This window comes from Glutamicibacter sp. BS14 (assembly GCF_056934375.1).
Genome location: NZ_CM167801.1, coordinates 852,383 through 864,622, shown reverse-complemented (window position 1 = coordinate 864,622; position 12,240 = coordinate 852,383). Strand labels below are relative to the sequence as shown.

Below are 12,240 nucleotides of genomic sequence, written 5' to 3'. Positions count from 1 at the left end.
GCAGGAGGGGTGGTTGAGCTGCGCTCAGGCGCAGGCAATGGCCGTATCCGTCCGGCCGGGAAACTTGACGGGGCCGGACGGATGCGGCCATGGCTGGATTATCCGGCGAGGTCGCTGCGGACCTGCTGCAGGAACGCTGTGGCGCCCGACGGCGAACCGTAGGCCATTTCCATGTTGTAGGTGTAGATCCGCTCATTCTTCACAAAGGGCAGATCCTTCCAGTAGGGCGACTTGGCCATGGAGGCGATGGACTTGTCCAGCTCGGCCTTCGCATCCTCGCCAACGCCGGTGGACATCCACACCGCGTCCACGTCCTTGAGCCGGTCCAGTTCCTCCAAGCTCAGCGACAGGCCTTTTTCGCGGCTCAACTCGGTGGTCTCCAGGCCAATGGTGTCAAAGACTCCGCATTCGAGGTAGGCGTAGCAGTCGACGTTGACCTTGCCATCCCAGTACCCCAGGGTGGCGACGGTCAGGTCGCCGTTTCCGGCTTCGTCGATAGCGGCTTTGGCTTCGGCACCCGCCTGCTGGTAGTCCTGCAGCCACCGGTCGTACTGGGCCTGCCGGTCGAGGTCCTTGGCGGTCCGCTCGAAGTGCGACTGCCACGTTTCGCCGTCAAAGGCGTTGGTCGTGTAGGTCGGGGCAATGGCCGCGAGCTTCTCATGCACCTCGGCGTCATACCCTAGGCCGTTGAGGATGAAGTCCGGGGCGGCGCCGAGGACGCGCTCGTAGTTGAATTCCGGGTAGTTGGCGAACGGGGTGACCCCCTCCAAGGCTTCCTGGTCGAAGTAGTCCGGGAAGGTAGTGAAGCCGGAGTCGCCGCGAATTGGCTGTTCAGCGGCCAGCGGCACCTCCAGGATGGTCAGGATATCCACGTCGGTGGTGTAGAAACCCAGGGCTGCGGCGGGTTGCTGCTCCAGCGAAACTTCGTGGCCTTGCGGGTCCACGGTCTTCAGCGGGGTTCCTTCGGCCGCCGGGGACGATGGCGCCTGGGAGGCCTCGGAGGACTGGCCGCAGCCGGTCAGGGCCAAGGCCGTGGCGGCAAGCAGCGCGGCTGGGGCCAACAAAGTGCGAGTGATCTTGCGGGTCATGCGGGTGATCCTTAAACGGTCGGCCGCCGGGTGCGTGGACTGCGAGGTCCCACGGAGCGCACCACAAATCGGCACTTAGCATAGGCTAACCTATGTGAGTTACGAAAATAATTAATAGCATATTATGGGTAGCATGTCCTCATCTATGCTCACCGGGCGCACTCTGCTGCGCGGCATGCTGCGAGCCGAACGCGGCCGCATCATCGGCGCCATCGCCCTCCTTTCCTGCTGGACAGCGGGCGAAGCGCTTGTCCCCGCGCTGGTCGGTGCCACCATCGACCACGCCATCGCCGGGCAGAGCTTGCCGCTGCTGGTGGTGTGGCTCGCCGCCCTCGGCCTGTGCTTCCTCATGCTGTCCTCCGGCTACCGCTTGGGTGCACGGCTGGGCAACTCCGGAATGAACCGCCAGGTGCACCTGATGCGAACCCGGATCGCCGAGCATGTCTTGGACCCCGGCTATCGGCCTGCCACCGCACGGATGCCCGGGGAAATTGCTGCCATCACCTCGGTGGACACCACCGTCACCGCGACGATCATCCGCCAGGCTTCCCTGGGCTTCAGCGCCTTGGCGGGCCTGCTGGTCTGCGCCGGATACCTGCTCTGGGCCAACCTCTGGGTTGGCCTGGCGGTGCTGGCCATCACGCCACTGGGCATGGCCGCCCTGCGCTGGCTGACCCCCAGATTGAGCCGGGCCAGCGACCGGTTGCAGTCCGATATCGCCGCATCCGGCGCGGCGGCCGCCGATCTCATGGCAGGAGTCCAGGTACTGCGTGGCATCGGCGGCCAGGACCAGGCATCCGAGCGCTACCGTGCCGCCAGCCGCAGCGCCGCCACCGCGGGGGTGGCCTCCGCTTCGGCCACCGGACGGATCGAGGGCGCCCAGGTATTGATCTCGGGGCTGGTCCTGCTGTCCGCCGCCAGCCTGGGCGCCTGGCAGGTTGCTGAAGGAGCCATGGGCATCGGCACCTTGCTGGGTGTGCTGGGCGTGGCCCAGTTCTTGTCCACGCCGCTGGGCACCCTGGTCTCAACGGTGGAAGCCGGCACCCGGTCCATCGCCGCGGCGGATCGCGTTGCCGCATTGCTGGCCGACGGCGGGCGGCAACCCGGAACCCGGCGTCCGGCGGCCCAGCCGGATGCAGCACTTGCCTTGGATGTGCCCGGGCTTGGCGAACGCCCGCTGGTTTTCGTGCCCGGCAGGTTCACCGTGCTGGTCTGCGCCAACGACAGCATGCGCCACCGGCTGGCCAAGCTGCTCAGCGAAGGCTCGGAAAATCCTGGCACCGCGGCAGTCCGCGAAGGTACAGCGGCGGCGGCCGCGCGGCTGCTGGTTGATGGAATCGACGCCGCGCAGATCGATCCCGCCTACCTGCCGCAGCTGCTGCGCATGGCCCCGCATCAGGCGCACCTCATCGAGGGCAGCGTGAAGGAAAACATTGTGGGCGACGCAGCGCTGCCCGACCCGCAGACCCTGCAGCTGCTGCTGCGCGCCAGCGGCGTCGACGAGCTGCTGGGCACGCTGCCCGATGGGCTCGAACACCAGGTCCAGGGCCGTGGACATAACCTTTCCGGCGGCCAGCGTCAACGCATCGCACTGGCCCGCGCATTATCCGGCGGACCGTTGGCGCGCGTGCTGCACGATCCAACCAGCGCAGTGGATTCGGTCACCGAGGCGAACATCGCCCAGGGCCTGGTCCAGCTGCGCGCGCATGCCGCCAGCAACGGAGCCGGGGCAGGCACCTTGCTGGTGCTGAGCACATCCCCCACCCTGCTGCATGCCGCAGATGAGGTGCTTTTCCTCGCGGCCGATGGAAGCATCACGCGTTCCACCCACCGCGCACTTGCAGAAAATACGACCTATGAAAAGGTGGTCGGCCGATGAGCGCTGTTCACGACCGGGCAGAACCCTCCGCTCCCGCCCTGCCGACCGCCAGCGCCGCTGCGGCCTGGCGGGCACTGCGGCGAACGCTTCGCCCGCACCGCCTGCTGATCACCTGGGCATCCGTGATCACCCTGGCTGCCTCCGCAACGGCCATGGTCCCGCCGTTTGCCATTGGCATCCTGGTGGATGCGCTGGGCACCGGCGCACCGGGCTCCGCCCTTGTGTGGTGCCTGGCCTCCATTGCCGCCTCCTTGCTCGGCGGCGCGCTGCTGACCTGGTACGCCCGGGTGCTGTACGCGCGCATTGCTGAGCCGACGGTGGCCACGCTGCGCGAGGACGCGGTAGAGCACGCGCTCCACCTGGAGTCGGGAATCCTGGAGCGCGCCGGTGATGGCGAGCTTGTCTCGCGTGTCTCGGATGACTCGCGCCTGATCTCCCAGGCAGTAGCCTGGCTGCTGCCCGCGTTGTTGTCCGCCGGCACGCTGCTGGTGCTGTCGGTTCCAGGGCTGTTCACCCTGCACTGGGTGCTGGGGCTCACCGGGCTGATCGCTGTCCCGATGTACCTGCTCTCGCTGCGCTGGTACCTGCCACGCAGCGCACCGCTCTACCGCGAAGAACGCGAGATCCTCGCTCGACGCACCAATACCTTCTTGAACGCATTCCATGGCCGGGCTATGCTGCATTCGCAAGGCTGGGCGCAAACGCAAATCGATGCCCTTGAACACGCAAGCGACGATTCACGCCACGTCGCGGACCGGGTTTTCCGCATGCTGACCCGCTACTTCGCACGCAACAACCGGGCCGAATTCATCACCATGGCCGCGCTGCTGACCTCGGGGTTCTTCCTGGTCCAGGCCAATGCAGCGACGGTTGGCGCTGTCACCACCGCGGCTCTGCTCTACCATCGGCTGTTCGACCCGATCTCCGAGGTGGTCACCTTGTTCGACATGCTCCAGGAAGCGGGGATCGCGTTGCGCCGGGTGACCGGAGTGTTGCTGGCCGCTCGGCGCACCCCGCTGGCCAGATCCGCGGTTCCCTCAGCTTCTTCCCCTGCCGAGGGACTGATTCTAAGTGGTGTCAGCCACCGTTTTGAGACCGGCCCGCAGGTCCTGGGCAATCTCGACCTGCATCTGCGCGATGGCCAGTGCGTCGCCTTGGTCGGTTCGACCGGCGCCGGGAAATCCACAGCAGCCAAGATCTTGTCCGGCGTCATCGAGCCGAGCTCAGGCACCGCCGCGTTGGATGGAACCGCGCTGGCCGCCCTGGACACCGCGACCCTGCGCCGCAACATCGCATTAATTTCGCAGGAGACCCATGTCTTTGCGGGAACCGTCCGGGAGAACTTGCTGCTGGGATCCACGGCGCCGTGCACCGATGCCCGGATTCAGCAGGCGTTGGAAACCTGTCACGCTGGCTGGATTAATGCACTGCCCGAAGGCCTTGATACCCTGCTCGGCTCCGATGGGCATCAATTGACGGCCCACGAACAACAGCACCTGGCGTTGGTCCGCATTGCACTGCTCAACCCGCGCATCATTGTGATGGATGAGGCCACGGCCGAGTCCGGATCCAGCAATTCGCGGGTGCTGGATGCGGCTGCCGCCGCGCTGGCTGCCGGGCGCACCGCCTTGGTGATTGCCCACCGGCTTTCCCAAGCGCGTTTGGCCCACCGGATCATTGTGATGGAGCACGGTCAGATCATTGAGGATGGCAGCCATGAGGAATTGCTGGCAGCCGGTGGGCGCTATGCCCAGCTCTGGGCCGCGTGGGAAGGATAGTTCACGTTCTCCTGGCAGCCATGTTCAGTCCGACGTCGAATAGCTGCTGGCTACGGGCTTCGCACCGCTCGGGGCGGCGCTGGTGCTCTCGCGCAGGATTCCCCCTATGCCAAGGCGCCGTGATGCCCTGGACGAGCAGGGCTGGAGGCCCGAGATGTCCCATCCTGCCTCCAGCCCCTGCCCGGTGCTTTATTGTCCGGCTTGCGCGGCTAGCTTGCGCTGCGGTGCTCGTCCCTGATCTGGCCGACCAGCTCTGCGAGCATGTCTTCCAAGGTCACCATGCCGGTGACCTTGCCCGTTTCGCCATCACGCACCAGGGCCAAATGGGCTCCGGAGAGCTGCATTTCCTGCAGCGCGGTGCGCACGCTTTGCTGCTGCCCGAAGGACGGCAGCTCGCGGATGCCGCTGCGCTGCAGCGGCTGCGTCCGGGCTTGCGCATCGGCGCCCAGCACGTCCTTGACGTGGACATAGCCCACCGGGGTGCCGCCGGCGTCCACCAGCGGGAAGCGCGAGAAGCCGTGCGCGGCCGCCGCCTCGATCTGCTCTATCGTGGCATCTACCGGCAAGGTCTGCACCTTCTCGAAGCTGATCGCCACGGACTCGATGCTCCGGGCATCGAAGTGCAAGGCGCCCAGCAGCAGCTGCTCGTCATGCGCATCGAGCAGGCCTCCCTCCCGGGATTCGGCCACCATGGAAGAGACCTCGTCGCGGGTAAAGGTGCTGGCCACTTCGTTCTTCGGAACGACGCCGAAGATCCGCAGCACCAGGTTGCCCATGGCATTCATCAGCCACAGCACCGGGCGCAGCACCTTGACCAGGATGACCATGCTCGGGCCCAGGATCAGCGCCATGCGCTCGGGTCCGGCCAAGGCCATGTTCTTGGGCACCATCTCGGCGAGCACCACGTGCAGGTAGGTCACCGCGATCAGCGCCATCGCGTAGGACAGCGCGTCGATCATGCCTGTCGGAACGCCGATGGCTTCGAAGGGCCCGGCCACCGCGTACTTCACCAGCGGCTTGGTGACATAGCCCAGCGCCAGCGAGCAGACGGTGATGCCCAGCTGGGCACCGGCCATGACCAGCGAAACGTTCTCGATGGCCCATAGCGTCATCTTGGCGCTGCGGCTGCCTTCCATGGCCTTGGGCTCGATGATGCTCCGGCGTGCGGAGATCAGCGCGAATTCGGCGCCGACAAAGTAGAAGTTCGCTGCCAGCAGCGCGACAGTCACCAGAATTCCCATAAGGTCGCTCATCGCGCGTCCTCCCCTTCTGCCTGCTCGGACACCGTCACATCGACACTGGCGATCCGCTGCCCATCGGTGGCGTGGATGGTGAATTCAAGTTCCTTATGCGGTCCACCGGGCTCGCCCGGGACCACGAGGCGCACGACATCGCCCACCTCGCCGAACTTGCCCAGCTGCACGGTCAGCAGTCCTGCCAAGGTCTCGTAGTCCGAGTCCTCGGGGATCTGGCAGCCCAGCAGCTCATTGGCCTCATCCGGCCGCAGTGCCGCATCCAGCCGCCAGGAGTTCCCGGAGAGCACCTGGATGGTGGAATCCTCCGGGTCGTGCTCGTCGCGCACTTCGCCGACGATTTCCTCCACGAGGTCTTCCAGCGTGAGCATCCCGGCGACGTCGCCGGTCTCGTCGATCAGTACCGCCAGTTGCAGCCCGCCGTTGCGCATCTGGTCCATCAGCTCATCGAGTTCGATGGTATCCGGGACCAGGAAGGCATCTTCTGCACTGTCCCCGGCCGCGGACTGCTGCCGCTGCGCGTAGGGGATGGCGAGCAAGGCGCGGATGTGCACCATGCCCAGCACGCGGTGCCCGCCCTCGTCCACCAGCGGGAAGCGGGAATGCCCGGTCCGCGCGGCAAGCTCCAGCACTTCGTGCACCGTCTCCTGGGCGGTCACGGTGATCATCCGCGATCGGGCGGTCATCACATCATGGGCCCGGCGGTTGCCGAAGGCCACGGTCCGGCGCAGCATTTCGGCAGTTTCCGAGGGAAGCAGTCCCTCGCGGGCCGAGTGCCCCACCAAGGCCACCAGTTCCTCGGCCGAACGGGTCGAGGCCAGCTCTTCTTGCGGCTCGATGCCGAAGCGGCGGACAATCCAGTTGGCGTTGCCGTTGAAGAATGAAAGGAAGGGCTTGGTCACGACGCTGAAGCCGCGCTGGAACCCCACCACGGCCTTGGCTGTTTCGAAAGGCTTGGCAATGGCCAGGTTCTTGGGAACCAATTCGCCGAAGACCATGGTCAAGATGGTGGCCAGGATCAGCGCAATGGCAATGGAGACCGAGCGGGCCAGGGTTTCGTCGAGGCCGAAGTCCTGCAGCGGCCCGACGACCAGGGCCGCGATGGCCGGCTCGGCGAGGAAGCCGATGCCGAGGTTGGTCAGCGTGATGCCCAGCTGGGCGCCCGAAAGCTGGGTGGACAATGTTTCCATGCCCTTGAGGACACCGGAGGCGCGGCGGTCGCCGTTCGCGGCGGCCTGCTTGACCTGATTCCGGTTTACCGTGATCAGCGCGAATTCAGCGGCAACGAATAATCCGCAACCGAGAATGAGGAGAAGCGCTATGAGTAGCGAGATCCATTCCAATTACATGCACCCCCTGACCTGCGGAGCCTGGCCGGCATGCCTTCCGGGCAGAGGGTTGGAACTATGAGATCTACTGTCGCCTGAAGCGTCCATCATTCCCTTCCGACCGGAGTATCTTCCTCCGGCCTGCTGTGTTCCATCAATTATCCGGCATGCTGCGCGCCAAATTGGTTGAACCGTACAATTGTTTGCCCAATCCCCTGCTCTTGCATAGAGATTTCACAAGATTGCCAGTTGCCTCTTGCGCGGTCAAGACACCGAGTTCCCCGTACTTCGCAAGCCATTGGAAATTGGGTTCCTCCGTGGAATGGCGTCCGGGTACCAAGTTCAGCATCGAGTGGAATCCCGGGCCGCCTGCGCTCCCCTTGCGGGAGCGGGCGGTCCCTCCGCCAACCCCCGGCTGCGTTGCTTTCATCCTGGATGAGACCTCGATAATCCAGAATCCGCCGAACAACTCCCTGGTCTCGCCGCAGGAGACGCCAGTGACCAGCGGTTCTTCGGACATTAAATCGACGGCAAAGCCCTGCGCGGCTGAACGTCCCAGAATTCCAGCAACTTCTGCAGGCACTTTCTGACCGGCCGTAAGCATGGGTACACGGCATAGGGCGCTCTTGCCGATAGGGTGGGCCGTAACCGGAACAATGGCAGAATCCACCCGAGATCCAAGAGGAAATGGCACCATGAAGAATCCGATTCCCGATTACCTCCACGAAGTGCTCGATGCGCTGCGCGACGACACCTCCGGGCAGCGCGCCGGCTACATTCCCGAACTGGCCGACGCCAATCCGGATTTCTTCGCCCTGGCCGTGACCACCGCTATGGGCAGCACCTACAGCGCCGGGGATGCCGGGATCGAGTTCACCATCCAGTCCATCTCCAAGCCCTTCGCCTACGCGGCGGCCATCATGGACCGCGGGCTGGAGCATGTGCTGGAACATATCGGGGTGGAGCCTTCGGGCGAGGCCTTCAACGAGCTGTCGCTGGAGGATGGCACCAATCGGCCGAAGAACCCGATGATCAATGCCGGGGCGATCGCCGCCCACGGCCTGATGGTCGGCGCCGACGCCACCGGCGAGCAGCGCGTTGACCGGGCACTGGATTTGTTCTCCGCACTGGCCGGGCGCCGGCTGCGCATCGACGAAGCGGTCTTCAACTCGGAACTGGGCACCGCGGACCACAACCTGTCCATGGCCCACATGCTGCGCAAGCACGGGATCATCGGCGATGACCCGCATGAGGTGGTCACCGGCTACACCCGCCAGTGCTCCATCCTGGTCACCGTGGCGGATCTGTCGGCGATGGCCGCCACCTTGGCCAATGGCGGGGTGCAGCCGTGCACGCACGAGCGGATCATGGACGAGGCCACGGCCCGCCAGGTGATGTCGGTGATGGCGGTGGCCGGAATGTACGACGGGGCCGGCGACTGGCTGACCCGCGTCGGGATCCCCGCCAAGAGCGGGGTGGCCGGCGGGCTGGTGGGCGTGCTGCCGGACCAGGTGGGCATCGGCGCGTTCTCGCCGCGGCTGGATTCGCACGGCAACAGCCAGCGGGCGCGGCGGGCCTTCGAGCGGCTGTCCACGGACATGGGCATGCACCTGCTGGCCCCGAGCCATGGCCGGCTCGATGTCATCGACGTGCAGCGCGGCGCCACGCGCGAGACCTTCTCGCTGCAGGGCAACGTGCAGTTCACCGCTGCTGCCGAACTGCTCGATATCATGTCCGAGTCGCGTTTCGACGGAGACGTGCACGTGGATATTTCCCGGGTCTTCTCCTTCACCGATGTGGCCCGGCGAATGACCTTGGAAGGGCTGCGCCGGCTGCGCAATGAAGGGCGTCGGGTGTTCTTGCATGATCCGTTGCAGTCGCTGGCAAATCCGGATTTGGGCGATGGCACCTATCCGGAGACGCCCTGAGCGCCGGAATCTAGCGGAAGATGTCCAGGTACGCCAGCGCGGAACCCACCCGGTACTCCGCGGCGGGGTTGTTGGCCACCAGGTAGCGGTCCCGGATGGCCAGTTCCACGTTGTCGGTGACGATGCCGTCCACGCCGAGGCCCAGCAGCTCGCGGATGGTGGACTCGTCATTAACGGTCCAGGCATACACCTCCCGGTCCAGCGCGTGGGCCTGCTCCAGGAATTCGCGGGTGAAGGAGGCCTGCTCCAGGGTGTAGAAATCGGCGTTCGCCTTCGGCAGCCCGCCCACGCTCATGGCCACGGTCAGCCCGACCCGCAGCTCGGGGCGCTGCGCCTTGATTTCCTTGACTGCCCGGGGGCTGAGCGAATGGTAGATGTTCTGCGTGGTGGTCCCGGTCGCGTCCAGCTGCGCCAGGAAGCGCTCCAGGTAGCCCTTGGATTCGTGGCCGGTGACCTTCAGCTCCACGAGCACCGGGATGCCCAGCTCATCGGCGTGCTCCAGGTACTCCTGCATGGTGGGGATGCGGTCGGCGAAGCCGCCTTCGCGCACGGTGACCTTCCGGACTTCGGCCAGGGTCATCTCGTGGATGTTCCGGTTCACCCCGGCGACCACCAGCAGGTTGGTATCGTGGCTGGCTACGAAATGCCCGTCCGCGGTTTCCTGGAAATCGGCCTCGACGATGTCGGCCTGATGCGTTGCCGCGGCTTCCAGGGCTCCCAAGGTGTTTTCCACCCCGCCCGCCGAGTAGCCGCGGTGGGCCAGGATCTGCGCGTCCCCGGCTCCCGTTGCGGTCTGCCCCAAGGCAGGGGATGCGGCAAAGCTCGCTGAAAGCACCAAGGCCGCGGCCGCGGTCCCGGCGGTGGCCTTCAGTGCGCGCGACTGCGCGCTGCGATGCCGCTGCGAGCGCTCCTGCAGGGTGACGGGCAGTGCCAGGTGCTCGCGGCTCAGGGCCACCACAATCTGGATCGCCACCACGGTCGCGACTCCGATCAGCAGGAAACCGAGCGTGTGTCCCACGCCGATGCACAGGGTCGCCACCAGCGCGGAGTTCTGCACGCCGAGCAGGCTGGCGGCCAGATCCGAGGTCCATACCAGCGCCTCGACCAGCAGCGAGGCGCACAGGGCGCAGACTCCCAGCGGGATCCCGATCAGCAGCAGGTAGCGCAGGCTGTTGCGGTGCGTGGCCTTCAGGCTGGTGCCCAAGGCAGCCAGCGGCCGCTTCGGCCCGACAGCCAGCAGCGGCAAGGTGAGCACCAGGCGGAGGTTGGCGTAGATGATCGCCCCGATCATCAGCAGGTAGATCCCCGTGCTCAGCGGCGCCTTGAGGTACTCGCGGGTCACGAAGGGCGGGATCCCCACACCCTGGATCAGCACCGAAGACAGGCCCAAGCCGCCCAGCGGCAGGGCGAGGAAAAAGTACACCATCATCAGCGGCGAGGGGTAGGACAGCATCCGGCCAAGGCAGGCGGCGGTCTCGCGGCACTCGGCCCGCAGGTTGGGAGGCTTCCCGGATTGCTGGCGGTTGACCATCACGATCAGTGCCACGAACTGCACGCTCACCGCGCCCAGTGCCAGCACCGCGATGGCCAGCAGGAGCAGCACCGAGACCGGATGTGCCAGCAGCACGGTGTAGGTCCGGTCGGTGACGTTGTTCAGCTTGCTGATTTCCAGCGCCAGGCCGAAGAGGTACTTGATCGCAGGGATGACCAGCAAGCCATTAGCTGCCTGCAAGGTGGTGATCACCGCCAGGTAGCGGAAAACGCGCACGTGCCCAAGCTTCAGCACGCGCAGCAGGAAACCGAGGATCTGCCTCAGGGCAGGCAGGCCGCGGCCCGAGGGCAGCGCAGCGGCAGGATAGTTCTGCCTGTCCTTGCGCGATGAAATCCTTGGGTCCACTGCTTTGCTATGCCTTCCCGCCCGCCGGGTACACCTCGGCGGCTCCTTGCAATCCTATCGCCGCCACGTGCCGTTCGCTGAGCGCCTGCTGGATGGCACCTGCGGGTAGCTTGCTGGACAATGGGCGAGTGTCGCCGCCAACGGGCAAGACCCAATACGAACTAGTCGAGAAGAACCCATGGATATTTTAAGTTGGATCGTTTTGGGACTGATCGCCGGTGCTATTGCCAAGGCCATCAAACCCGGAGAGCAGGGCGGCGGATGGCTCGCTACTTTGCTGCTGGGCATCGTCGGCGCAATCGTAGGTGGCCGGATCGGCTCAGCAGTCTTCGGCGAAGGCGTGGACCAGTTCTGGTCCCTGTCCAGCTGGCTCCTGGCCATCGGCGGGTCGCTGATCGTATTGGTGATTTGGGGATTGTTCACGCGCAAGCGTGCCTAACTGCACCTGCAAAGCAACGGTCCACCACGGAATAGTGGTGGACCGTTGCCGTATGAGGAAGTGCCTCTCGCATGCCTGCGCCGGATGCTCACTGGCGAGAATCGGATTCAAAGTCCCGATCCCGAGCCGAATCAACCTCGGGGCCAGTGTCCGCTTCCTTGGTGGAAGACTCGCTCTGTTCGAGCTCGTCAGTACTGTGCTCGTGAATCGTCTCGCGTAGACCCTCGACTTCCTGGGCCCGTCCTTCCCAGTAGGCCGGCTCTAAGCCGAAGCCATTAGTCGCTTCTTCGGCCATCTTCTTGAAACCATCTCGATGGTCCTCCAGAGCGTTATTCAGATCCTCGAACTCAGCATGACTGACACTTACATCAACGTGCTTTCGTGGCATTTGCATCATCCTAACTTGTTAGAAAGGCTAAATACTTTCTGGTTTCGTCTAACTTACGCGTCCAAGTTGCCTGCGACAGCTACCACAAGGTTTTCCTCAGAAACCTGTCTTCAAAAACACAGGAACTAGGCCCCTCGCGCGTCAGACGATCACTCAACTAGAGCACGTGGAGAATCAAAATCACTGAAGGAAACTAAACGGGCTACTATCCCTTGGTCGGTCTGCTAACTAAGGTATCGGTCAGATCTTCCAGCGTGGATAA

The 12,240-nt window shown here is 64.9% G+C and carries 10 protein-coding genes; 4 read left to right on the top strand and 6 right to left on the bottom strand.

What is annotated here, in order from left to right; all coding sequences use genetic code 11:
* Nucleotides 1-98 precede the first annotated feature (98 nt).
* Nucleotides 99-1,088 carry an ABC transporter substrate-binding protein gene (locus AC1Z36_RS04115; protein WP_133833967.1) on the bottom strand — a complete coding sequence of 330 codons (990 nt, stop codon included), beginning with the start codon at nucleotides 1,086-1,088 and terminating at the stop codon, nucleotides 99-101.
* Nucleotides 1,089-1,221: 133 nt separating this feature from the next.
* Here AC1Z36_RS04115 and AC1Z36_RS04110 point away from each other — a divergent pair, with 133 nt between their 5' ends.
* Both AC1Z36_RS04110 and AC1Z36_RS04105 read left to right on the top strand, forming a co-directional pair.
* Entirely contained in the window at nucleotides 1,222-2,967 is a 1,746-nt protein-coding gene (locus AC1Z36_RS04110) for an ABC transporter transmembrane domain-containing protein (RefSeq protein WP_402741454.1), read from the top strand.
* Nucleotides 2,964-4,745, top strand: coding sequence for an ABC transporter ATP-binding protein (locus AC1Z36_RS04105; RefSeq protein ID WP_105662359.1), 1,782 nt, complete (start codon nucleotides 2,964-2,966; stop codon nucleotides 4,743-4,745). Before AC1Z36_RS04110 ends, AC1Z36_RS04105 begins: the two co-directional genes overlap by 4 nt.
* A 209-nt stretch (nucleotides 4,746-4,954) precedes the next feature.
* Here the strand turns inward: AC1Z36_RS04105 and AC1Z36_RS04100 are convergent, their stop codons facing one another.
* The 3 genes from AC1Z36_RS04100 to AC1Z36_RS04090 all read right to left on the bottom strand — a co-directional run bounded on the left by AC1Z36_RS04100 (nucleotide 4,955) and on the right by AC1Z36_RS04090 (nucleotide 7,996).
* Nucleotides 4,955-5,998: a hemolysin family protein gene (locus AC1Z36_RS04100; protein WP_483561715.1), complete on the bottom strand. Its 1,044-nt coding sequence runs from the start codon at nucleotides 5,996-5,998 to the stop codon at nucleotides 4,955-4,957.
* Complete coding sequence (locus AC1Z36_RS04095) at nucleotides 5,995-7,341, bottom strand: hemolysin family protein (protein WP_332502756.1); 1,347 nt, start codon at nucleotides 7,339-7,341, stop codon at nucleotides 5,995-5,997. Before AC1Z36_RS04095 ends, AC1Z36_RS04100 begins: the two co-directional genes overlap by 4 nt.
* Nucleotides 7,342-7,480: 139 nt before the next feature.
* The gene (locus AC1Z36_RS04090; RefSeq protein ID WP_483561714.1) at nucleotides 7,481-7,996 is read right to left on the bottom strand and encodes a YciI family protein; all 516 of its coding nucleotides are present in this window, start codon (nucleotides 7,994-7,996) and stop codon (nucleotides 7,481-7,483) included.
* Nucleotides 7,997-8,021: 25 nt separating this feature from the next.
* On the opposite strand from AC1Z36_RS04090, the gene AC1Z36_RS04085 reads away from it, so the two are divergent.
* Entirely contained in the window at nucleotides 8,022-9,254 is a 1,233-nt protein-coding gene (locus AC1Z36_RS04085; protein ID WP_483561713.1) for a glutaminase, read from the top strand.
* Between the two features lie 10 nt (nucleotides 9,255-9,264).
* Here AC1Z36_RS04085 and AC1Z36_RS04080 read toward each other — a convergent pair whose 3' ends face one another.
* Complete coding sequence (locus AC1Z36_RS04080) at nucleotides 9,265-11,151, bottom strand: glycerophosphoryl diester phosphodiesterase membrane domain-containing protein (RefSeq protein ID WP_483561712.1); 1,887 nt, start codon at nucleotides 11,149-11,151, stop codon at nucleotides 9,265-9,267.
* Between the two features lie 178 nt (nucleotides 11,152-11,329).
* Between AC1Z36_RS04080 and AC1Z36_RS04075 the strand changes: the two genes are divergently transcribed.
* Nucleotides 11,330-11,590, top strand: a complete 261-nt coding sequence (locus tag AC1Z36_RS04075) for a GlsB/YeaQ/YmgE family stress response membrane protein (protein WP_402741449.1) — start codon at nucleotides 11,330-11,332, stop codon at nucleotides 11,588-11,590.
* Between the two features lie 88 nt (nucleotides 11,591-11,678).
* On the opposite strand, the gene AC1Z36_RS04070 is transcribed toward AC1Z36_RS04075, so the two are convergent.
* Entirely contained in the window at nucleotides 11,679-11,978 is a 300-nt protein-coding gene (locus AC1Z36_RS04070) for a hypothetical protein (protein ID WP_105658941.1), read from the bottom strand.
* Between the last annotated feature and the right edge of the window lie 262 nt (nucleotides 11,979-12,240).

Bases quoted from the DNA above. Each gene is read 5' to 3' on its own strand.
- AC1Z36_RS04115 (WP_133833967.1), bottom strand. From the start codon at position 1,088: ATGACCCGCAAGATCACTCGCACTTTGTTGGCCCCAGCCGCGCTGCTT.
- AC1Z36_RS04110 (WP_402741454.1), top strand. From the start codon at position 1,222: ATGTCCTCATCTATGCTCACCGGGCGCACTCTGCTGCGCGGCATGCTG.
- AC1Z36_RS04105 (WP_105662359.1), top strand. From the start codon at position 2,964: ATGAGCGCTGTTCACGACCGGGCAGAACCCTCCGCTCCCGCCCTGCCG.
- AC1Z36_RS04100 (WP_483561715.1), bottom strand. From the start codon at position 5,998: ATGAGCGACCTTATGGGAATTCTGGTGACTGTCGCGCTGCTGGCAGCG.
- AC1Z36_RS04085 (WP_483561713.1), top strand. From the start codon at position 8,022: ATGAAGAATCCGATTCCCGATTACCTCCACGAAGTGCTCGATGCGCTG.
- AC1Z36_RS04075 (WP_402741449.1), top strand. From the start codon at position 11,330: ATGGATATTTTAAGTTGGATCGTTTTGGGACTGATCGCCGGTGCTATT.
- AC1Z36_RS04070 (WP_105658941.1), bottom strand. From the start codon at position 11,978: ATGCCACGAAAGCACGTTGATGTAAGTGTCAGTCATGCTGAGTTCGAG.